Origin of the sequence: Nitratireductor aquibiodomus (assembly GCF_900105565.1) — a bacterium.
GTDB classification, from domain to species: Bacteria; Pseudomonadota; Alphaproteobacteria; order Rhizobiales; family Rhizobiaceae; genus Nitratireductor; species Nitratireductor aquibiodomus.
The window spans coordinates 2,186,965-2,207,711 of record NZ_FNSL01000001.1 but is presented as its reverse complement, the minus strand read 5'-3'; the positions used below and the strand labels follow the sequence as shown (position 1 = coordinate 2,207,711).

General features: G+C 61.5%; 18 protein-coding genes and 1 pseudogene. 11 read left to right on the top strand and 8 right to left on the bottom strand.

Annotated features, from left to right (window positions below; all coding sequences use genetic code 11):
- Nucleotides 1-5: 5 nt before the first annotated feature.
- Both BLW55_RS10435 and msrA read left to right on the top strand, forming a co-directional pair.
- The gene (locus tag BLW55_RS10435; RefSeq protein ID WP_007008328.1) at nt 6-788 is read left to right on the top strand and encodes a succinate dehydrogenase iron-sulfur subunit; all 783 of its coding nucleotides are present in this window, start codon (nt 6-8) and stop codon (nt 786-788) included.
- Between the two features lie 154 nt (nt 789-942).
- Nucleotides 943-1,584, top strand: a complete 642-nt coding sequence (msrA, locus tag BLW55_RS10430; protein WP_090328742.1) for a peptide-methionine (S)-S-oxide reductase MsrA — start codon at nt 943-945, stop codon at nt 1,582-1,584.
- A 54-nt stretch (nt 1,585-1,638) separates the two neighbouring features.
- Here the strand turns inward: msrA and BLW55_RS10425 are convergent, their stop codons facing one another.
- The 3 genes from BLW55_RS10425 to BLW55_RS10415 all read right to left on the bottom strand — a co-directional run bounded on the left by BLW55_RS10425 (nt 1,639) and on the right by BLW55_RS10415 (nt 4,617).
- Nucleotides 1,639-2,760 (bottom strand): Glu/Leu/Phe/Val family dehydrogenase, encoded by a 1,122-nt coding sequence (locus tag BLW55_RS10425; protein WP_090328740.1) that lies wholly within the window; start codon nt 2,758-2,760, stop codon nt 1,639-1,641.
- Nucleotides 2,761-2,888: 128 nt separating this feature from the next.
- Nucleotides 2,889-3,326, bottom strand: coding sequence for an OsmC family protein (locus BLW55_RS10420; RefSeq protein ID WP_090328738.1), 438 nt, complete (start codon nt 3,324-3,326; stop codon nt 2,889-2,891).
- Nucleotides 3,327-3,372: 46 nt separating this feature from the next.
- Nucleotides 3,373-4,617, bottom strand: a complete 1,245-nt coding sequence (locus BLW55_RS10415) for a ubiquinone biosynthesis hydroxylase (protein ID WP_090328734.1) — start codon at nt 4,615-4,617, stop codon at nt 3,373-3,375.
- A 124-nt stretch (nt 4,618-4,741) separates the two neighbouring features.
- On the opposite strand from BLW55_RS10415, the gene tesB reads away from it, so the two are divergent.
- From tesB to BLW55_RS10390, 5 genes are all read left to right on the top strand, one after another.
- Entirely contained in the window at nt 4,742-5,608 is an 867-nt protein-coding gene (gene tesB, locus BLW55_RS10410; protein WP_090328732.1) for an acyl-CoA thioesterase II, read from the top strand.
- Between the two features lie 218 nt (nt 5,609-5,826).
- A complete protein-coding gene (locus tag BLW55_RS10405) occupies nt 5,827-6,165 on the top strand; it encodes a P-II family nitrogen regulator (RefSeq protein ID WP_065816944.1) in 339 nt (112 codons plus the stop codon).
- A gap of 28 nt (nt 6,166-6,193) precedes the next feature.
- Complete coding sequence (gene amt, locus BLW55_RS10400) at nt 6,194-7,537, top strand: ammonium transporter (RefSeq protein ID WP_090328731.1); 1,344 nt, start codon at nt 6,194-6,196, stop codon at nt 7,535-7,537.
- Between the two features lie 209 nt (nt 7,538-7,746).
- A complete protein-coding gene (locus BLW55_RS10395) occupies nt 7,747-10,308 on the top strand; it encodes an FtsK/SpoIIIE family DNA translocase (protein WP_090328729.1) in 2,562 nt (853 codons plus the stop codon).
- 106 nt (nt 10,309-10,414) lie between these two features.
- Nucleotides 10,415-11,050 carry an outer membrane lipoprotein carrier protein LolA gene (locus tag BLW55_RS10390; RefSeq protein ID WP_090328727.1) on the top strand — a complete coding sequence of 212 codons (636 nt, stop codon included), beginning with the start codon at nt 10,415-10,417 and terminating at the stop codon, nt 11,048-11,050.
- Between the two features lie 42 nt (nt 11,051-11,092).
- Here the strand turns inward: BLW55_RS10390 and BLW55_RS10385 are convergent, their stop codons facing one another.
- Entirely contained in the window at nt 11,093-11,608 is a 516-nt protein-coding gene (locus BLW55_RS10385) for a helix-turn-helix transcriptional regulator (RefSeq protein ID WP_244509164.1), read from the bottom strand.
- Nucleotides 11,609-11,653: 45 nt separating this feature from the next.
- Nucleotides 11,654-11,812, bottom strand: a pseudogene (locus BLW55_RS20935) (HTH domain-containing protein); the annotation flags it as partial.
- 87 nt (nt 11,813-11,899) lie between these two features.
- Between BLW55_RS20935 and BLW55_RS10380 the strand changes: the two are divergent.
- Nucleotides 11,900-12,298: a RidA family protein gene (locus BLW55_RS10380; protein WP_090328722.1), complete on the top strand. Its 399-nt coding sequence runs from the start codon at nt 11,900-11,902 to the stop codon at nt 12,296-12,298.
- 129 nt (nt 12,299-12,427) lie between these two features.
- Complete coding sequence (locus BLW55_RS10375) at nt 12,428-13,237, top strand: exodeoxyribonuclease III (protein WP_090329959.1); 810 nt, start codon at nt 12,428-12,430, stop codon at nt 13,235-13,237.
- Between the two features lie 86 nt (nt 13,238-13,323).
- Here BLW55_RS10375 and BLW55_RS10370 read toward each other — a convergent pair whose 3' ends face one another.
- Both BLW55_RS10370 and BLW55_RS10365 read right to left on the bottom strand, forming a co-directional pair.
- On the bottom strand, nt 13,324-13,779 hold the full coding sequence (locus BLW55_RS10370; protein WP_090328720.1) for a cyclic nucleotide-binding domain-containing protein: 456 nt from the start codon (nt 13,777-13,779) through the stop codon (nt 13,324-13,326).
- A 55-nt stretch (nt 13,780-13,834) separates the two neighbouring features.
- A complete protein-coding gene (locus tag BLW55_RS10365; RefSeq protein WP_025031550.1) occupies nt 13,835-14,518 on the bottom strand; it encodes a response regulator transcription factor in 684 nt (227 codons plus the stop codon).
- A 156-nt stretch (nt 14,519-14,674) separates the two neighbouring features.
- On the opposite strand from BLW55_RS10365, the gene BLW55_RS10360 reads away from it, so the two are divergent.
- Nucleotides 14,675-15,223 carry a L,D-transpeptidase family protein gene (locus tag BLW55_RS10360; RefSeq protein WP_040665095.1) on the top strand — a complete coding sequence of 183 codons (549 nt, stop codon included), beginning with the start codon at nt 14,675-14,677 and terminating at the stop codon, nt 15,221-15,223.
- A gap of 25 nt (nt 15,224-15,248) precedes the next feature.
- Here the strand turns inward: BLW55_RS10360 and BLW55_RS10355 are convergent, their stop codons facing one another.
- Complete coding sequence (locus BLW55_RS10355; RefSeq protein ID WP_007008343.1) at nt 15,249-15,830, bottom strand: peroxidase-related enzyme; 582 nt, start codon at nt 15,828-15,830, stop codon at nt 15,249-15,251.
- Nucleotides 15,831-15,953: 123 nt separating this feature from the next.
- On the opposite strand from BLW55_RS10355, the gene BLW55_RS10350 reads away from it, so the two are divergent.
- Nucleotides 15,954-20,738, top strand: a complete 4,785-nt coding sequence (locus tag BLW55_RS10350; protein ID WP_090329958.1) for an NAD-glutamate dehydrogenase — start codon at nt 15,954-15,956, stop codon at nt 20,736-20,738.
- Nucleotides 20,739-20,747 lie beyond the last annotated feature (9 nt).

Here is a 20,747-nt window from a genome sequence, read left to right as displayed (position 1 = left end):
AAATCATGGTTGAAATCACCCTTCCCAAGAATTCCCGCGTCAAGGAGGGCAAGGTCTGGCCGAAGCCCGAGGGCGCGACCAACCTGCGCGAATACAAGATCTATCGCTGGTCGCCGGATGATGAAGAAAACCCGCGTGTCGATACCTATTATATCGACATGGATGATTGCGGACCGATGGTCCTCGATGGGCTGATCTACATCAAGAACAAGATCGACCCGACGCTGACCTTCCGCCGTTCCTGCCGCGAGGGTATCTGCGGGTCCTGCGCGATGAACATCGACGGCACCAACACGCTGGCCTGCACCAAGGGCATGGATGAGGTGGCGCAGGATGCGGTGAAGATCTATCCGCTGCCGCACATGCCGGTGGTCAAGGATCTGGTGCCGGATCTTTCCGTGCCCTATGCGCAGCTTTCCTCCATCGAGCCGTGGCTGCAGACGATCACGCCGGAGCCCGCGACCGAGTGGAAGCAGAGCCATGAGGACCGCACCAAGCTTGACGGGCTTTACGAGTGCATCCTGTGCTTCTGCTGCCAGACCTCGTGCCCGAGCTACTGGTGGAACGGCGAGCGCTATCTCGGCCCCGCCGTTCTGCTTCAGGCCTATCGCTGGCTGATCGATTCGCGCGACGAGAAGACGGGCGAGCGTCTCGACAATCTGGAAGATCCCTTCCGGCTCTATCGTTGCCACACGATCATGAACTGCACGCAGGCCTGCCCCAAGGGCCTGAACCCGGCCAAGGCCATCGCCAACATCAAGAAGATGATGGTCGAGCGCCGCGTCTAAAAATCTCTTTCCTCCCTGCTCGTCGATACGCCGAGCAGGGAGGATTGCTGCTCCCTCTCTCCAGTTTCAATCACCTCACGCAAGCGTGTAGCGGCTTGATTTGAATTTGCCACCCGGCGCGGTAGCTCTGTGCGGGAACACAGGAGAGACATTGATGTTGCGACGTTCCCTTTTGGCCGCGGCCTTTTCCCTCACCGCCATGGTGGCGGTTTCTCAGCCGGCGACGGCTGAAAAGCAGACGGCGATTTTCGCCGGTGGCTGCTTCTGGTGTGTCGAGGCGGATTTCGACAAGGTTCCCGGCGTGCTCGACACGGTGTCCGGCTATGCGGGCGGGAGCACGGAAAACCCGACCTACCGCACCTATTCCTCAGGCGGCCACCGCGAGGTGGTGAAGATCGATTTCGACGATGCTAAGGTCAGCTATGACCGGCTCCTGGAAATCTTCTTCCGTTCGGTCGACCCGACCGATGCCGGCGGTCAGTTCTGCGACCGGGGCGAGAGCTATTCAACGGCGGTCTATGCGCTTGACGATGCGCAGAAGGCTGCAGCGGAAAAAGCCAAACAGGAAGCGAATGCCGCACTCGGCGGCAAGGTCATCACACCGGTTCTCGGGTCTGCCAGATTCTGGCCGGCGGAGGATTACCACCAGAACTATTATCAAAGCGACGAGCGCATTCTCTCCCGCTTCGGACTGGTGAAGAAGAAGGACGCCTACAAGGGCTACCGCAAGGGCTGTGGCCGCGATGCGCGTGTTCGCCAGGTCTGGGGCGAGGCGGCCTTTACGGGGATCAAGTGATCCGCGTTGGAACGGAGCGGGTTGCGCCCGTCGAGCGTGCAACCCGCCAGTTGTTCAGCGCTGCCGCGCCGCGTTAATCCGCTCGAATGCGATCTCTGCCGCCACATCGTTGGTCGGGCGCTTCTGCGCCTCGGCGCGCGCGAAAATATCGGTGAGCGTCTCGGGAATTTTCGCAACTTTTGCCATCGTGGCTTCGCGGTCGTAGCCGCCGGGCGCGAGCTCGGCTGCGACATTCAGAAGCCCGCCGGCATTGATCACATAGTCCGGCGCATAAAGCACACCGCGCTCCATCAGGAGCCGGGCATCCTCGTGCCGAACGAGCGGGTTGTTGGCAGCACCCGCAACGATCTTCGCGCCGAGCAGCGGGATGTTTTCGGCAGAAAGCACGCCGCCCAGCGCACAGGGCGCGAACACGTCAGCGTTCACTTTCAGAATGTCGTCCAGCGCAACCGGGGTTGCGCCGAATGCGTCTTTCGCCTGTTCCATTCGGGTTGCGTCGATGTCGGTCACCGAAAGCCTCGCACCTTCCGCATGAAGCTTTTCACACAGTGTCCAGCCCACGGAGCCAAGCCCCTGTACGGCCACATGCACACCGTCGAGCGTGGCAACACCACGATGCTTCAGCGCGGCCTTGATCCCCAGAAACACGCCATGGGCGGTCACGGGCGAAGGGTTGCCGCTGCCGCCAACGGTGGTGCCGGTCACATTGGGGGTGCGTTCGCGCAGGAAATCCGCATCGGCAACCGTGAAGCCGACGTCCTCTCCCGTAAAATATTGGCCGTTCAGCGCTGCCAGCATTTCCGCATAGGCTTCAAGCAGCGCGGGCGTCTTATCGGTTTTGGAATTGGCGATGATGAGCGCTTTGCCGCCGCCGAAATCCATACCCGCTACGGCTGACTTGAAGGTCATCCCCCGCGACAGACGTAATACGTCGGTGAGCGCAGCCTCGAAGGTTTCGTGCGGCCACACGCGCGTACCGCCGAGGCCGGGGCCAAGCGCGGTGTTGTGGATCGCCACGATGGCGTTCAGGCCACGCTCTTCGTCGCGGCCGTGCCAGACGCGTTCGTGATTGTCGAACGCGTCCAGCTTCGCGGCCTCGGCCGTGATGTCGGTGATGGTGAGTGTGGACTTCTGTGCCACGGTCTTCAGTGTCCGCGGTGTCTGGGTCTGCAGCATGTCATTCCTCCCGAACGACTTGTTCCGTAAGGGAATTTTAGCTGCATAGGCTGATTTTTGGTTGCGAAGTCTCGCCATCGAACGACCTTCCATTGCGCCGGCCGACGGTTTTCATCGCGAAAGTGTCGTCAGCCGTATCTGGCGTCCAGCGTGATCTCGATCGCGCCGAGCGCCTTGGAGACGGGGCACGAGGCCTTGGCCTTCTCGGCGATCTCGACGAACTTCCCTTCTTCCAGACCCGGTACACTACCGACCAGCGTGAGTGCGCTTTTGGTAATCTCGAAACCGCCGCCCTTGGCCGGCTGCAGCGTTACATCGGCTTTCACGTCCAGTTTGTCCGCCGGCGTACCGCTCTCCGCCAGCATGTGCGAAAGCTGCATGGCAAAACAGCCGGCATGGGCGCCCGCGATCAACTCTTCGGGATTGGTGCCGGTCTTGCCACTCTCGTCCTCGAAACGGGCCTTGAAGCCGAGGGGCAGGCCCGAAAGCGCACCGCTCTGCGTGTCGAGGCTGCCTGAACCCTCGACCAGCGATCCCTTCCAGGTGACGTCCGCATGCCGTTTCATAGCCATGGTCTTCTCCTTGTGGACATAGTGCGTTGAAGCCGAAAGGCTAGATTGCCTCTCCGCGCAGCAGTCTCGGTGTGCCGGGGGCCAGTCCCGAGGCCTGCTGGATGAAGTAACGCTTCATGGCCGGCATTCGTTCAACCAGGCCAAGACCAAAATCGCGCAGCGCCCGCACCGGTCCGATATCGTTGGAGAACAGCCGGTTCAGAACGTCGGTCGTCACGCCCATCTGCACCGTGTCGAACCGCCGCCAGCGCTCGTAGCGCTGCAACACGTCGAGCGCGCCGATGTCCTCGCCCAGTCGTTCGGCCTCGACAATCACCTCGGCCAGCGCTGCCGCGTCCTTGAAGCCGAGATTCAAACCCTGCCCCGCAATGGGGTGGATGCCATGCGCGGCATCGCCCGCCAGTGCGAAGCGGGGTTTCACGAATTCGCGCGCCAGAGTAAGGCCCAGCGGCCAGGCGCGCCGCGGCCCTTCCACGCGGATTTCGCCGAGCTTCAGGCCGAAGCGCAGTTCCAGTTCCTGCTCGAAGACGAGGTCATCTTCTTTGACCAGCCGTTCTGCATCCGCCGTGCGCTCGGTCCACACGATCGACGAGCGGTTGCCCGTCAGCGGCAGGGTGGCAAACGGGCCGGCGGGCAGGAAATGCTCTTCGGCGCGGCCATTGTGCGGACGCTCATGCGCCACGGTGCAGACAATGCCCGACTGGCCGTAATCCCACTTCACCGTCTTGATGCCGGCCATGTCGCGCAGGCGCGAGCGCACGCCGTCGGCGGCGATCAGCAGTCGCGTGCGGCATGTGGAGCCGTCTGCGAGGCTCACCGTCACATACCCGCCCATGTCGGCAAAGCCGTCCACCGCCACGCCTTCGATGATCTCGATCCCGCTTTCGGCGGCGCGCGCGCGCAGCGCGCCATTCATCACCCGGTTCGGCACCATATGGGCAAAGGGTTCGCCCTCTCCAGCCTCGCCGCCAAAGGTGAGAAACACCGGACGAACCACATCGGCGGTGCGCGAATCGGTGATCTCCATTTCGGTGATGGGCTGTGCCTCCGGCTCGATCTCCGTCCAGCAATCCAGCCGTTTGAGCATGCGGCAGGCCGCGGCCGCGATGGCCGAAGCGCGGCCATCGCGCTGCCACACGCCCTCTGGTGCCGCATCCACTAGCGCCACTTTGAGGCCGGGCTGTGCGCGGGCGATGGAAACAGCAGTCGCCAGGCCCACATAGCCGGCCCCGGCGATCAGGATGTCCAGTTCGCGCCCGGATGTCTGTTTCGTATTCCTGGCCATAGCGGCACCTCATTTGCCATCAGCGTTGCAGTGTCTTTGACCCGGTCGGGGGGCCTTGACTTGGTTCCCGCCTTCGTCTTGGACATCAATAGCCATATCATTCGCTGCCGGAGGGAAGCCATTCATGTCGTCGGCCATGCAAGACCTGCTTGCCATACTCGATCTTGAGACGCTCGAACACAATCTGTTTCGTGGTCGCAGCCCTCAATCGGCGTGGCAGCGCGTTTTCGGCGGGCAGGTGATTGGTCAGGCGCTCGTCGCCGCCCAGCGCACCGTCGATGCTGCCCGTCATGTCCACTCGCTCCACTGCTACTTCATGCGGCCTGGCGATCCCGCCGTGCCGATCATCTACGAGGTGGACCGCATCCGCGATGGCGGCAGCTTCACCACGCGCCGCGTCGTCGCCATCCAGCATGGCCACGCCATCTTTTCGCTCTCGGCCTCCTTCCAGAAGGATGAGCCCGGTCTCGACCATCAGCTTCCCATGCCTGAAGGCGTCACGCCTCCGGAAAACCTGCGTACCCAGCGCGAGTTTCTCGCCGAGTTCGGCGAGCGTGTGCCGGAAAACATCCGTCGCTACTGGGCGCGAGAGCGCCCTATCGAGGTCCGCCCCGTCATCATCGAGCACTATACAAGCCGCGACAAGCTGCCGCCGCGCCAGGACGTCTGGATCCGCACCACAGGACCGGTGCCGGACGACCGCGCTTTGCAGGCGGCTGTGCTCGCCTATCTTTCCGACATGACGCTGCTCGATACTTCCACTTTCGCCCATGGTCGCAACGGGTTCGATCCGGATATCCAGATGGCAAGTCTCGACCACGCCATGTGGTTCCATCGTCCGCACCGGCTCGATGACTGGCTGCTCTACACGCAGGACAGCCCCTCGGCACAGGGTGCGCGCGGCTTCTCCCGCGGAAGCCTCTACGCGCTTGATGGCACGCTCGTCGCGTCGGTTGCCCAAGAGGGGCTGGTTCGACTGCGTGCAAAATAAGCAAAAGTATATTTATGCCTATTTATTAGGCATTCATGTGCGCTCAAGGCTGCCTTGCGATCGGGCCTCCTGAGGGCTTTCCTATATTTTACAATAGGTTGAATGCCGAATAGCCAAACTGGCACGGCATTTGATTCTCCTTTGCTGTCGCGGTCCGCATGGCGGTTCGCGCGATGCAGGCAACCCGCGGGATCCCGCAACAGCAAAGGTGAACTGCCATGAAAATAGTGATGGCAATCGTCAAGCCCTTCAAGCTGGAGGCCGTGCGCGAAGCGCTCACCGGCCTCGGCATACAAGGCCTCACCGTCACGGAGGTGAAGGGCTATGGACGACAGAAAGGACACACGGAAATCTATCGCGGCGCCGAATATGCCGTGACCTTCCTGCCCAAGGTCAAGATCGAGGTGGCGGTCGATTCCGACATGGTCGACCAGGTGGTCGAGGCCATCGTCGAGGCCGCCCGCACCGGACAGATCGGCGACGGCAAGGTCTTTGTCCACGCGCTCGACAAGGCTGTGCGCATCCGCACCGGCGAGTCCGGCGTCGAAGCCCTTTAAGCGGCAGCACATTCCGATGGAGAATCAGATGATGTATCGAACACTGAAAAGCGCCGCAGGCCCGCTGGCGCTGGGCGGGCTTGCGCTGGCGGCCATGTCCTTTCCGGCTCTGGCACAGGAATCCGCCGAGGCCGCGCCCGAATTTGCCTCGGCTTCCGAGACGGCATTCATTTTCAACACGCTGCTCTTTCTCATGGGCGGTTTTCTGGTCATGTGGATGGCGGCCGGCTTTGCCATGCTCGAAGCAGGCATGGTGCGCACCAAGAATGTCTCCATGCAGCTTTTGAAAAACATCGCGCTCTATTCCATCGCCGGCATCATGTACTGGGTGGTGGGTTACAGCCTGATGTATGTGGATGTGTCGAGCTATATCGGCACCTTCGCGCCCTATAGCTGGCCGGCGGCTGGTACCGCCAATGAGGGCGATTATTCCGTCGCTTCCGACTGGTTCTTCCAGATGGTCTTCGTCGCCACCGCCGCCTCCATCGTTTCGGGCACGCTGGCCGAGCGAATCAAACTGTGGCCGTTTCTCATCTTCGTTGTCGTGCTCACCGGCTTCATCTATCCGATCGCCGGCTCGTGGAAGTGGGGTGCAGGCTGGCTCGACGCCATGGGCTTCCAGGATTTCGCCGGCTCCACGCTGGTTCACTCCGTGGGCGGCTGGGCGGCTCTCGCCGGAGCGCTCCTTCTTGGCGCACGCAACGGGAAGTTTGCTTCAGACGGCAAGGTGACGCCGATCCCGGGCTCCAACATGGCGCTCGCCACGCTTGGCACCTTCATTCTCTGGCTCGGCTGGTTCGGCTTCAACGGCGCCTCGCAGCTTGCCATGGGGTCCAATGCCGATGCATCCGACATCAGCCGCATCTTTGCCAACACCAACCTGGCTGCCGCTGCAGGTGTCGTCGCTGCGCTGATCCTCACGCAGATTCTGTACAAGAAGGTCGACATCACCTTCGTCTTGAACGGCGCTCTGGCCGGTCTCGTGTCCATCACCGCCGAGCCGCTCACGCCGAGCCCGTTCATGGCCATCGTCATCGGTGCTGTCGGCGGCGTCATCGTGGTGCTCACCGTGCCGCTGCTCGACAAGCTCAAGATCGACGATGTGGTGGGCGCGATCCCCGTGCACCTCATCGCCGGTATCTGGGGCACGCTCGCCGTTCCGCTCACCAACAGCGATGCGAGCTTCAGCGTGCAGATCGTCGGCATCGTCGCTTATGGTGTCTTCACTTTCGCCGTGTCCTTCGTGGTCTGGATGATCCTCAAGTCGACCATGGGACTGCGCGTGAGCGCGGAAGACGAGATGAGTGGTCTCGACGTCGCCGAGGTGGGCGTCGAAGCCTATCCGGAGTTCATGCCCATGCATGGGCGCTGATCGAAAATTCACTTGCCTGACAATCGGCCTTCGGGCCGGTTGCCTTCCTGAGGGGCCCGGTTCGCCGGGCCCTTTTTTCATGGTTCGAGAAATTGTGCCCCGATCCTCCATGGTTAATGCCGTCTTAACCATCCGCTCGCTAGGGTCGAGGGCGAGTCATCACGGCGCATTTCGCGTCGAAAGCAACGCGCGAGCGGAGAATTGTGCGCATGAGTTCCGGGTCTTCGGCATTCCTGGCGATGGATGAAAACAGCTATGGCCTGCAGGCTTTCCTGCGCCGGCAGGCAGCACGTGCGGGTGGCCTTGCGCTTCTGGCCTTCGTGGCGTTTGCGGTGGCGGCGCTCGCCACCTGGAACGTGGCGGATCCCAGCTTCAGCCATGCGACGGCAAATCCCGTCACCAATGCGATGGGTTATCCCGGCGCGGTGTTTTCCGATCTCGCCATGCAGTTTTATGGTCTTGCGGCACTGGTCGGGCTCGTGCCGGCGGTTTGCTGGGGCGCTCTTCTTCTGCTTGGCCGGCAGATCGACCGCGGTGTGAGGCGTGCCGGTTCCTGGTTCCTCGGTGCTGTCCTTGCCGCGGGCATCGTCGGCGCTTTCGCGCCGCCGCCCACCTGGCCCCTCCCTACCGGCCTTGGTGGTGTTCTTGGCGACATGATTCTTTCCCTCCCGGCCAAGTTCATCGGTGCTTATCCGCGTGGCTTCGCCGGCTTCGTCATCGCTGCCATTCTTGCGGCGCCTGCCGGCTGGCTGCTTGCCTATGGCGCGGGTCTGATCTCGCGTCCGGGTGCAGACGACTTCGCAGACGATATGGAAGACGAAGCGGCCTTCGACACGCTGGACGATGAGGAAGAAAGCGGGGGCTCGGTCATCCTTGGCTATTTGGCGCACTGGTGGCTGTCCTTCTGCGCATTCTTCCGTCGCAACCTCGTGCGTGCCGGCCCCCGCGAAAGCCAGCGGGTGCGCGCAGCCGACATGGATGAGGACGGGGACATGCCGTTCGACGATTTCGACATGGACGTGCGGGTCGAGGATGCGCGTGTCGAGCCGGATTTCGACGATGCGCCGGCAGCACCCCGTGTCCGCGTCGAGCCCGAATTCGATGCACCGGCGCCGCAGCCAGCGGCCGCGCAACCGCGCCAGGTAGCGCCGGTACCCGCTGCGCAGCGCGTGGAAAATCCTGCGCCCCGCCCGGTGGAAGGCGCGCGCGTGCGCCGCGAAGCGCAGCCATCCTTCCTCGACAGCGGAACGTTCGAACTGCCCGAACTTCATCTGCTCGCCGAGCCGAAGACCTCTACCAAGGATCCGTCGCTTTCCAGAGACGCGCTGGAGCAGAATGCCCGCCTTCTCGAAGGCGTTCTGGAAGATTTCGGCGTCAAGGGCGAGATCATCCATGTGCGTCCCGGCCCGGTGGTTACGCTCTATGAGCTGGAGCCTGCACCCGGCATCAAGTCGTCGCGTGTCATCGGCCTTGCAGACGATATTGCCCGGTCCATGAGCGCAATAGCGGCGCGTGTGGCTGTGGTGCCCGGCCGCAACGCCATCGGCATCGAACTGCCGAATTCCACGCGCGAAACCGTCTATCTGCGCGAACTTCTGGCAAGCCGCGACTTCGAGGCGAGCAAGGCCAAGCTCGCGCTTTCGCTCGGCAAGACCATCAATGGCGAAGCCGTAATCGCCGACCTTGCCAAGATGCCTCACCTTCTGGTGGCCGGTACCACCGGTTCGGGTAAGTCGGTGGCCATCAACACCATGATCCTGTCGCTGCTCTACCGTATGACGCCCGAGCAGTGCCGTCTGATCATGATCGACCCGAAGATGCTGGAACTGTCCATCTATGATGGCATCCCGCATCTCCTGACCCCGGTCGTGACCGACCCCAAGAAGGCTGTTGTCGCGCTCAAATGGACCGTACGGGAGATGGAAGACCGCTACCGCAAGATGTCCAAGGTCGGCGTGCGCAACATTGAGGGCTTCAACCAGCGCGTTGTCGCCGCCAAGAAGAAGGGCGAGACGATCAAGCGCACCGTCCAGACCGGCTTCGACCGCGAGACGGGCGAGGCAATCTACGAGAGCGAGGATCTGGATCTCGAGCCGATGCCCTTCATCGTCGTCATCATCGACGAGATGGCCGATCTGATGATGGTCGCCGGCAAGGATATCGAGGGCGCCGTGCAGCGCCTGGCGCAGATGGCGCGCGCCGCCGGCATCCATGTGATCATGGCCACGCAGCGTCCTTCGGTGGATGTCATTACCGGCACGATCAAGGCCAACTTCCCGACACGTATCTCCTTCCAGGTGACGTCGAAGATCGACAGCCGCACCATTCTGGGAGAGCAGGGCGCAGAGCAGCTACTGGGCATGGGCGACATGCTCTATATGGCTGGCGGCGGGCGAATACAGCGCGTCCACGGTCCGTTCGTCTCGGATGGCGAGGTGGAAAGCATCGTCAATCATCTGAAGATGCAGGGCGTGCCGGACTATCTCGACGCTGTCACCGAGGATGACGAGGAAGATGACGGCGGCTCTGCTGGCGGCGGCGGGTCGGGCGGCGGCAATCTGGGCGATTCTGCTGACCCCTACGATCAGGCGGTTGCCGTGGTGCTGCGTGACGGAAAGGCATCCACCAGCTATATCCAGCGCCGTCTCGGCATCGGTTACAACCGGGCTGCTTCGATCATCGAACGCATGGAGGAGGAGGGGATCGTCGGTCCCGCCAACCATGCCGGCAAACGCGAAATTCTCGTGCCGACCGAGCAGGACGAAGTCTGATCAAGAGCGGCGCTGGAACCGGCGCCGGCGCGGACCGTTATCGGGCAGCCAAATTTCGGCCCTACTGGGTGGTTATCCGGAAGGGCAAATGTGGAGATCGAACACGATGATTCTTGGGGTAACCGACTTTCTGGCGCGGCGGATCGCCATTGCAGCGATGGCTATGGCGGCGTTCTCTCTTGCGCCGATAGCAGCCCAGGCTGCCCAGAGCGCCGACCAGATCGCGGCGCATTTTTCCAGCGTGCGCACCATGATGGGCGAGTTTGTGCAGTTCGGACCGCGCGGCGAGCAGACCGGCGGCAAATTCTATATCGAACGCCCGGGCAAGATTCGCTTCGACTATGAAGAGCCGTCAGGCTTCCGTGTCACCTCCGACGGCAGTTCGGTGGTCATCATGAACAAGAAGCTCAACACGGCGGACCTTTATCCTCTATCGAAAACGCCGCTTAAGCTGCTTCTCGACGAGCGCATAGATCTCTCGGGCGATAAGGTTCAAACCGTTCGTGAGGACAACGACCTGACAACGATCAAGATGTCCGACAAGTCTGTCTTCGGCAATTCGACCATCACGATGATGTTCGACACGAATTCATACGACCTGCGCCAGTGGACCATCACCGACGCGCAGGGCAAGGACACAACGGTCATGATCTTCAACGTTCAGCAAGGCGTGACCTTCGACCCGAGTGTTTTCAAGATCGATTACCGCCGCGTCGACGAGATGAGCCGCAACAAGCGCTGATGGGTGCCCGGTCGCTTCTGACGCAGCGGTTGACCCTGCATGTCAGAGAGGCAAATCGCGATACGGGCAAACGTCGTCTTCAAACGGGATGTGGCGTCGTCGGAACGCTCTGTCTTTCAGAGGCTGCGGGTTCGTGATCCGATCCATTCGGAAGTGGCGGAAGTCATTGCGCGCCGGGTCCCATGCCACCAGATACCAGATTGGCGGCAGGATCAGCATCGCTTGCGGTTCAACTTCTCGGCCGGTTCGGTTGCCTTTCGCGTCCCGGTACTGAAACCTCAGGAAGTGCCGTTCAAGAAACGCGGCCTCGAAAGAGGGCAGCAGGGCCGGATCCATCGTCCCCATGTCTGATGTGTCCTGCTGTGGCGAGAGCCGCCCTACGTGAAGGCAATCCAGAAATCGACGCAGATCGCGTATCTTGTCGGCTGGCAGTGCCTGTTCGATCTTGGCGAGCCCGGCATCCGCGAGCTGTGAAAACGGAAGACTGCCGGTCGCGCGCATGGATGCAACACCGATGAGAAGCGCAAAGACCTCGGCAACTGTAAGCCGCGCCGTCATTTGCAACGATTGCGGATCAAGCTGAAGGCCGCCGCCGCGTCCGGGCTCTGAATGGATCACGAATCCCTGGTCGCGGAGCGCGCTGACATCGCGCAGGATCGTGCGCCGCGTTACCCCGACCTCCTTTGCGAGCCGGTCGATCGTTGAAGTTCCATTTCTGCGAAGGCTGCGCACGATGGCGTCATGTCGAAGACGGGCTTTCATTTCGGCACACTAGCATAAATGGTGACAGGAAATGTCACCGTTTTCGCCTAGTCGATGGCTGTACATCTCAGCAGGGAGTTTCGCACAATGCAACGTACAGCCGTGAACCCGTGGGACTGGTCCTTGAAGCTTGGCTACAATCAGGCGGAGATCATCGAGGGCATGTCTCGACACGTCATTTGCTCTGGCCAGACCGCAGTTGATGGCGAGGGCAATCCGCAGCATCCCGGAGATATGCGCAGTCAGATCAATCTCGCGCTCGATAATCTGGAGGCTGTTCTCCTCGCAGCGGCGGGAATGGGACTTGGCGATATAACAAGACTGGGCATCTATGCCACCGATGTGGATGAGGCGTTGAAGAATTTCGACCTCCTCGCAATGCGTTTCGGGCCACTCGAATGCGCGCCGCCAATGACACTGCTCGGCGTGACCCGGCTTGCGGTTCCGGGTTTGCTGTTCGAGATCGAGGCGACCGCCGCCAGCTGAAGCGCTTGTCACCCGCCGGGCTGTGGAAAGCCCGGCCTTTTGCTTCCCGGCGGGCCGTTGCGCTTGTCTTCCTTTCAGGTTCCGGGCAGTTTTGCGCTTCTTGCAAGCGATCAATCCCGGACTGTCTCCATGCCCTTCACCATCGCCACCTGGAACATCAATTCCGTTCGGCTGCGCATGCCGCTTGTGGAGCAGTTTCTGGAGCGATACAGCCCGGATGTTCTGTGTCTTCAGGAAACGAAATGCGCCGATGACCAGTTCCCTGCCGCGGCTTTTCGCAAGGCCGGGTATGAGCACATGGCGATCCATGGTCAGAAGGGCTATCACGGTGTCGCCACGATCGCGCGCCGCCCGCTGAAACTCGTTGAAAAGCGCGAATTCTGCGGGATGGGCGATAGCCGGCATATCTCCGTTTCCGTCGATGCGGGGGCGGGCCGTTCGGTGCTTTTGCACAATTTCTATGTGCCCGCGGGCGGTGACGAACCGGATCCCGCCATCAATCCGAAATTTCGCCACAAGCTCGACTTTCTGGCCGAAATGCATGCGCTTCGGGCGGAAGAAAACGGCAATTCGGGAACGATCCTCGTGGGCGATCTCAACATCGCTCCGCTCGAAACCGATGTCTGGTCGCACAAGCAGCTTTTGAAGGTCGTCAGCCACACGCCGGTGGAGACCGAGGGGCTTGAACGGCTGCGCAGGGAAGGCGGCTGGGTGGATCTGATGCGCGAGAAGATTCCGCCGGAAGAGAAGATCTTCACCTGGTGGAGCTACCGCGCGAAAGACTGGGCGCTTTCGGATCGCGGGCGCAGGCTCGACCATATCTGGTCGTCGCCGAACCTTTCGCCTTCGCTTAACCGGATCGAAGTGCTGCGCGAGGCGCGTGGGTGGGACCGTCCGTCAGATCATGTGCCCGTCATCGCCGGATTTGATTTCGGCTGATACGTTTTCCGAAATTTCACGGATTTTTGGCGAAAACGCCCTCATTTTAGAAAAAACGATGTGAAACGCGTGCGTTTTGTGCCGAATCAATCGGTGAATCGCGCTGCTATGCGTTCCATCCGATCGATCATTGCCTGCAGGTTTCTGACAATTTTTTCGTGCAGGCGCATCGCCGTTTCGGGGAATTCTTCAAGAATCCGGTGAAAGCTCGAACGGCTGATTCTGACCAGCCGGGTTTCGCTTTCGGCCATCGCGTTCGTCATGCGGCGGCCTTCGGCAATCAGTGCGAATTCGCCCATCATGTCGCCGGGGCCGAGCCTTTCGACAATCTGGCGCTCGCCGTCCTGTTCCGTAAACAGCAAAACGCTTCCGGAGGCGACGATGAAGGCGCAGTCGGCCGGCGCACCCTCGGCATAGATGTCCCGTCCGGCGGAAAGCGTCATGCTTTCGGCGCCGAAGGCCATGAGGCGCAACTGCTCGCGCGTGAATCCGTCAAACAGACCCACGCCGGACAGAATGCGAATATCATCGTCCAGCGCCATTGAAGTCGTCCCCGACCCGTTCCCGGTGATCCCCGAGCGCCCTCATGGCGCAGTCTCACGGAACGAGCTTATAACCACCGCTTTCTGTCACAAGAATTTCAGCTTTGGAAGGATCACGCTCGATCTTTTGCCGCAGGCGATAGACATGGGTCTCGAGCGTGTGGGTGGTGACGCCTGAATTGTATCCCCAGACTTCTTCGAGCAGGATGTCGCGGGTCACCACTTTCTGTTCGGCGCGGTAGAGATATTTGATGATCGCGGCTTCCTTCTCCGTCAGGCGAATCTTGCCGCCGCGCTCATCGATGAGGAGTTTCTGCGAGGGTTTGAACGTGTAGGGGCCAACGGCGAAGGTGGCATCCTCGCTCTGCTCGTGCTGGCGAAGTTGCGCGCGGATGCGGGCGAGAAGCACAGCGAATCGGAACGGTTTCGTCACGTAATCGTTGGCACCGGCCTCAAGGCCAAGGATCGTGTCCGAATCGGTATCCTGCGCGGTCAGCATGATGATCGGCGCGCGGTAGCCGCCCTTGCGCAGAAGCTTGACCGCTTCACGTCCATCCATGTCCGGCAGGCCCACATCCATGATGAGCAGGTCGACAATCGCGTTGCGCGCAGACTGGATGCCCTTCGTCGCCGTGTTCTCCTGAAGAATGTCGAATTCCTCATAGAGCGACAATTGCTCGACGAGCGTCGTCCTCAGGTCTTCGTCATCATCGACGATTAGGATGGTGCGTGACGTCATGGTTAAATCCACTATCCAGGAAAAAGACTGCCGATTCAAATGGAATTGCAGTGTTGACCGTTCCAGCTTTATGCGGAACCTAACAGTGCGAAAACACCATGGCGAACATTTGTTCCAATCAATTTAACGTAAGCTGACAGGCAGGTTTCCCTCAACATGAAGTGTAAAGCCGGCAAATCGATTGGTCTGATCGAGGTGCGCCGCAGGCCCGGCAGGCCGACCCAGGGGCTCTTGAGCGTGGGACCACTCGTCTTCCCCTGTGCCCTCGGGCGAACAGGCACGACGATGCTGAAGCGCGAAGGCGATGGCGCCACACCTGTTGGTGATCTGCTGCTGCTCTATGGCTACTTTCGGGGAGACAGGGCGCCTGCCGGCCCGCCTTTAAGCCGGTTCCCGCTCACGCGGATCGACGCGCGCGACGGATGGTGTGATGCTTCGGGCGACCGCAATTACAATCGCCCGGTCCGGCTGCCCTATCCAGCCAGCCATGAGCGCATGGCGCGTGAGGACCGCCTCTACGATGTCTGCATGGTGTCCGACTGGAACATGCGGCCGGCGATCCGCAATCGCGGCAGCGCGATCTTCTTTCACATTGCCAAACCCGGATTTCCGCCCACCGAGGGCTGCATAGCCGTCTCGCCGCTCGCCATGGCACGCATACTGCCGCTCATCGGACCTCATACGCGAATCAGGATCTATCGATGATCCGGCAGTGGCGGTCCTCCGCGGTTCAGTCGGAGGCCGGTTCCCGCGCCATGCCGTGATACTCCTCGTTTGGGTGCATATCGACCGCCGCCGCCATGCGGTTGGACATGTTGAAGAAGCTCGCCACGGCGGCGATATCCCAGATGTCGTGCTCGGAAAATCCGGCCTCACGCAGCGCCCTGCGGTCCGACTCCTCGATCTTCGCGGGGCTCTCGGTGAGTTTAACGGCGAAATCGAGCATGGCCTTTTGTCGCGGCTCCAGCTTCGCGGCGCGGTAGTTCATCACCATGAGTTCACCCAGCACCGGGTCGCCGGAGAGCTGGCGCACGGCTGCGCCGTGGGCGGTGAGGCAGTAGAAGCAGTGGTTGATGCTTGAAACCGCGACGGCAATCATTTCGCGCTCGAGCTTCGACAGACCCGAATCACTCAGCATCAGGTCGTTGTACATCTGCGTGAAGGCCCTGAGCTTGTTCTCGTCAAACGCGTAGGCGCGCAGAACATTGGGCACGAGGCCAAGCTTCTCCTCGCATTTGTCGAAATAGGCCCGGGTTTCGTCGCTCAGCGCTTCGAGTGGGGGAAAATGCAGGGCAGTGACCGGTTTCGTCATGATGCAGACACCCTTTCGATAGGAATAGGTTGTATTCAGCCTGCACGGTGGAATGACGGGTCGTCAAACCGCTTTTGTCTGAATACGATGGGCCAGTTTGGTCAACCAACAGGGATTTTCGGCATGGTAGCCAAGGCAAAGACCTCCAAGACCGCGAAAAAGGGCGGACCCATGGGCAAGGTCCTGCATGAGATCATCAGCGCGCGGACACCGGCGGAGGATCTGCGCCCCTATGACGAGGCAGCACTGCTGCGTGCCGCCGAGGATGCGGTCACGGCGATCAAGGTCCACAGGCCGGGCACCAGCGTGGTGCGGGTGGACAATGCTTCGGGGATCGAGCGTTTGGGTCGTGCGGTCAGCCTTTTGACCGTCGTGAACGACAACATGCCGTTCCTGTTCGATTCGGTTCTGGGTGAACTCAGCGATTTCGGCGTCGAGGCGACGCTGGTTGTCCACCCGGTTCTGGTCGTCAAACACGGCAAAAAGGGTGTCGATGCGATTGTCGGTGATGCTGCGAGCACCAAGGTCGGTCCGGATGAGGACAAGATCAGCCTGATCCACGTGCATCTGCCGAAGCTTTCCGACGAGCAGAGCGCGGATCTGGAGACGCGCCTCAACGCGACCCTGAAGCAGGTGCGCGCAGCCGTTGTTGACTGGAAGCCGATGCTTGCCAGGCTCGACCAGGAGATAACCGAGCTGCGTTATGCGCCGGTGCCGCTCGAAAAGGATGCCGTGGCGGAGGCCATCGCGTTTCTGGAATGGCTGCGTGACGACAATTTCACATTCCTCGGCATGCGCGAATTCCGCTATTCGGGCGGCGAGGAAAGCGGCACGCTGGAGCGTGCCAACAAGAAGGGCCTCGGCATCCTGGCCGATCCCGATGTTCTTGTCCTGCGCCGTGGCAAGGAAGCGGTCTCAACGACACCGGAAATCCGCGCCTTCCTGCATGGCCCCGACCCCTTCATCGTGACCAAGGCGAATGCCAAATCGGTTGTCCATCGCCGTGCCTATCTCGACTATATCGGGATCAAGACCTTTGACGATAAGGGCAAGCTCACTGGCGAACTGCGTATCGTCGGCCTGTTCACTTCCACCGCCTACACCCGTTCGGTGATGAAGATCCCGTATCTGCGCTCCAAGGCCGAGGCGGTGATCACGAAGTCCGGTTTTGCGCCCACAGACCATTCGGGCAAGGCGCTCATCAATGTGCTGGAATCCTATCCGCGCGACGAGCTTTTCCAGATCGGCCTGCCGATCCTGCGTAAACATGCCGAGGCCATACTGGCGCTGGGAGAGCGGCCCCGTGTCCGTGCGCTCTACCGTATCGACCAGTTCGACCGTTTCGTCTCCGTGATCGTCTTCGTGCCGCGCGACCGCTACGATTCGCAGGTCCGCATCGAGATCGGCAACTACCTCAAGAGCGTTTTCAAGGGGCGCGTTTCGGCCTACTACCCGGCCTTCCCCGAAGGCACGCTGGCACGTGTTCACTTCATCATCGGCCGTTCCGGCGGCAAGACGCCGCGCATCGATACGGAGACGCTGGAAGCGGGTATTCTCAAGATCGTGCGGACCTGGGACGATGCGTTGCAGGAAGCGCTTGAAGAGACCGGCGCAGACCGCAGGTTTGCAGGGGTGGCAGCAGCCTTTCCCGAGAGCTACCGCAACGGGTTTTCCGCCGAAACGGCATTGATCGATGCCGAGCGTATGGCGAAATTGTCTCCCGACAACCCGATCGCCATCGATTTTCACCGACATGAAGACCAGAACGAAACGCAGGCGGCGCTGAAAATCTATCATCACGGCACGCCGGTCCCGCTCACCGAGCGTGTGCCGCTTCTGGAAAACATGGGCTTCCGGGTGATCAGCGAGCGCACCTTCGAAATCGGCGATGCCGACGATGAAGAGCGCGCGCAGATATTCATCCACGACATGGAGCTGGAAAACGCATTCGACGGACCGATCGACCTGTCGGACAGGGGCGCGCTGTTCGAAGAGCTGTTCCTTTCGGTCTGGCGCGGGGAGCACGATGACGACCGGCTCAACGCGCTTGCACAGACGGCGCGTCTGCGCGTCGACGAGATCGCGATTCTGCGGGCCTATAGCCGCTTCCTGCATCAGGCCAGCATTCCCCAGAGCCAGGACTTCATCGCCGCGACGATGAACCGCTATCCGCATATCGCGCGCAAGCTGTTCGAGCTCTTCGTGTTGCGCTTCGATCCCAAGCGGGCGGAACAGGCAAAGGCACGCGAAGAGGCGGCGGCGCTGACGGCGGCCATCGAGACGGACCTCGATGCGGTGCCCAACCTCGATGATGATACGATCATCCGGCGTTTCCTCAACCTGATCGAGGCGACGCTGCGGACCAACCATTATCGGCCGAAAGCGGATGAGACCGTTCGCTCGCTGGCGCTGAAATTCGATTCACGCGCCATCACCGGCCTGCCGCAGCCGCGCCCATGGCGTGAGATTTTTGTCTACGGGCCGGAGGTGGAAGGTGTTCACCTTCGCTTTGGGCCGGTGGCACGCGGCGGCCTGCGCTGGTCTGACCGGGCGCAGGACTACCGCACCGAGGTGCTGGGCCTTGTGAAGGCACAGCAGGTCAAGAACGCGGTGATCGTGCCGGTGGGGGCCAAGGGCGGCTTCTACCCGCGCCTCCTGCCGGAGAATGGCAGCCGTCAGGAGGTGTTCGAGGCAGGGCGTGCGGCCTATATCAACTTCATCTCCAGCCTTCTGTCGCTGACCGACAATCTGGATGGCGACAAGGTCATTCCGCCCGAGGGCGTGGTGCGCCACGATGGCAACGACCCCTATTTCGTGGTGGCGGCCGACAAGGGCACGGCAACCTTTTCCGACACGGCCAACGGCATCAGCCAGGCGCATGATTTCTGGCTGGATGACGCTTTCGCCTCCGGCGGCTCGGCCGGCTATGACCACAAGAAGATGGGCATCACCGCACGCGGTGCCTGGGAGGCGGTGAAGCGGCATTTCCGCGAGATGAACCGCGATATTCAGACGGAACCGTTCACCGCCGTGGGCGTGGGCGACATGTCGGGCGATGTGTTCGGCAATGGCATGCTGCTTTCCACTTGCACGAAGGTGGTGGCCGCTTTCGACCACCGCGACATCTTTATCGACCCCGATCCGGACCCGGCGGTTTCCTATGCCGAGCGCAAGCGCCTTTTCGAGATGGGGCGCTCCAGTTGGCAGGACTACGACACGAGCAAGCTCTCCAAGGGCGGCGTCATCGTTTCGCGTGCGCAGAAGTCCATCACGCTCAGCAAGGCGGCAGCCGATGCCATCGGGCTTGGCAAGACCACGGCCTCGCCAACCGAGATCATGATGGCGATCCTGAAAGCGCCGGTCGATCTCCTCTGGTTCGGCGGCATTGGCACCTATGTGCGCTCCCACACCGAAAGCAATCAGGAGGTGGGCGACCGGGCCAATGACACCATCCGCGTGACCGCGCGGGAGGTGGGTGCCAAGGTGATCGGCGAGGGCGCCAATCTTGGCATGACCCAGCTTGCGCGCATCGAGTTCGGCCTGAATGGCGGGCGCTGCAATTCCGACGCCATTGACAACTCGGCCGGCGTGAACTCCTCCGACGTGGAGGTGAACATCAAGATCGCGCTGGCGGCCGCGATGCGCTCGGGCGCGCTGGAACGGCCGGCGCGGGACAGGCTCCTGGCCGAGATGACGGACGAAGTCGCCGGGCTGGTTCTTGCCAACAACTACCAGCAGACGCTGGCCATCTCGCAGGTTCAGAAGCGCGGCATGCCGGAAATGCCGCATCAGGCGCGCATGATGACCCTCTTCGAACAGCGCGGGCTGCTCGACCGGGCGGTCGAGTTCCTGCCCGGGCCGCAGGAACTGGCGGATCGCGAAAGCCGTGGCGAACAGCTGACGCGCGCGGAAGTGGGCGTGCTGCTTGCCTATGCGAAGATCGTGCTCTTTGACGAGATTGTCGCAAGCAAGGTGCCGGATGCGCCGCATCTGGAGGAAGACCTTTTCGCCTATTTCCCGAGCCGTATGGCGAAGAAATACGAAAATGAAATCCGTTCGCACCGGCTGAAGCGCGAGATCATCGCCACGGAACTGGCCAATGACGTGATCAACCGCGGCGGGCCGAGCTTCGTCACGCGGCTGCAGGACCTGACAGGCCGGCCGGCAGCCGACATCGTTGCCGCCTTCGCGGTGGTGCGTGAGGGGTTTGAGCTGCGGAAGATCTACAAGGCCATAGATGCGCTGGACAACAAGATCGACGGCATGGCGCAGCTCGATCTCTATCAGATCGTCTGGCGGCTGATCTATTCGGCGACTTCCTGGCAGCTCAAGAACGAAAGCGACAAGGAGACCGTCGGCGCGCGGATCGACCGGCTGCAGGCGGCGCGCAAGGCCCTGGAAGGCAAGCTGATGCCGATGCTGCCGGCCTTTATGCGCGAGCGTCTGGAAAGCCGGCGGGCGCAGCTCGTGGCGCCCGGAGCACCGGAGGATCTGGCTAAGAAACTCGCCTTCCTTTCCGTTGCGGAGATGGTGCCGGATATCGAGCTGGTGGCGGAGAAGGCGGGTGCGCCTCTGGAGAAGGCCGCGAAAGCCTTCTTCGGCGTTACCGACGCTTTCCGTATCGGGCGCATCGAGGACGCGGCGCACACGATCGTGCCTTCGGACTATTATGACGGGCTGGCGCTGTTCCGAGCGACCGACATGATCAGCGCGGCGCGACGCGGCATGACGATCGCCGCCCTTACCGAATACGGCAAGGAGGACGATCCGGCCGAAAGGTGGGTCGAGGCTGGTGGGGAGCACGTGGTGCGGGTCCGCGACAGGCTTCAGTCTCTCGTGGAGGGCGGTGAGATCAGCGTGTCGCGCCTCACCGTGGCCTCCGGCCTGATGAGCGATCTGAGTGTCTGATCTTGCCGG

Bases quoted from the DNA above. Each gene is read 5' to 3' on its own strand.
- BLW55_RS10415 (WP_090328734.1), bottom strand. From the start codon at position 4,617: ATGGCCAGGAATACGAAACAGACATCCGGGCGCGAACTGGACATCCTG.
- BLW55_RS10435 (WP_007008328.1), top strand. From the start codon at position 6: ATGGTTGAAATCACCCTTCCCAAGAATTCCCGCGTCAAGGAGGGCAAG.
- BLW55_RS10390 (WP_090328727.1), top strand. From the start codon at position 10,415: ATGATTCTTGGGGTAACCGACTTTCTGGCGCGGCGGATCGCCATTGCA.
- BLW55_RS10350 (WP_090329958.1), top strand. From the start codon at position 15,954: ATGGTAGCCAAGGCAAAGACCTCCAAGACCGCGAAAAAGGGCGGACCC.
- BLW55_RS10385 (WP_244509164.1), bottom strand. From the start codon at position 11,608: ATGACGGCGCGGCTTACAGTTGCCGAGGTCTTTGCGCTTCTCATCGGT.
- BLW55_RS10420 (WP_090328738.1), bottom strand. From the start codon at position 3,326: ATGAAACGGCATGCGGACGTCACCTGGAAGGGATCGCTGGTCGAGGGT.
- amt (WP_090328731.1), top strand. From the start codon at position 6,194: ATGATGTATCGAACACTGAAAAGCGCCGCAGGCCCGCTGGCGCTGGGC.
- msrA (WP_090328742.1), top strand. From the start codon at position 943: ATGTTGCGACGTTCCCTTTTGGCCGCGGCCTTTTCCCTCACCGCCATG.
- BLW55_RS10375 (WP_090329959.1), top strand. From the start codon at position 12,428: ATGCCCTTCACCATCGCCACCTGGAACATCAATTCCGTTCGGCTGCGC.
- BLW55_RS10425 (WP_090328740.1), bottom strand. From the start codon at position 2,760: ATGCTGCAGACCCAGACACCGCGGACACTGAAGACCGTGGCACAGAAG.
- BLW55_RS10360 (WP_040665095.1), top strand. From the start codon at position 14,675: ATGAAGTGTAAAGCCGGCAAATCGATTGGTCTGATCGAGGTGCGCCGC.
- BLW55_RS10370 (WP_090328720.1), bottom strand. From the start codon at position 13,779: ATGGCGCTGGACGATGATATTCGCATTCTGTCCGGCGTGGGTCTGTTT.
- BLW55_RS10380 (WP_090328722.1), top strand. From the start codon at position 11,900: ATGCAACGTACAGCCGTGAACCCGTGGGACTGGTCCTTGAAGCTTGGC.
- BLW55_RS10355 (WP_007008343.1), bottom strand. From the start codon at position 15,830: ATGACGAAACCGGTCACTGCCCTGCATTTTCCCCCACTCGAAGCGCTG.
- tesB (WP_090328732.1), top strand. From the start codon at position 4,742: ATGTCGTCGGCCATGCAAGACCTGCTTGCCATACTCGATCTTGAGACG.
- BLW55_RS10405 (WP_065816944.1), top strand. From the start codon at position 5,827: ATGAAAATAGTGATGGCAATCGTCAAGCCCTTCAAGCTGGAGGCCGTG.
- BLW55_RS10365 (WP_025031550.1), bottom strand. From the start codon at position 14,518: ATGACGTCACGCACCATCCTAATCGTCGATGATGACGAAGACCTGAGG.
- BLW55_RS10395 (WP_090328729.1), top strand. From the start codon at position 7,747: ATGAGTTCCGGGTCTTCGGCATTCCTGGCGATGGATGAAAACAGCTAT.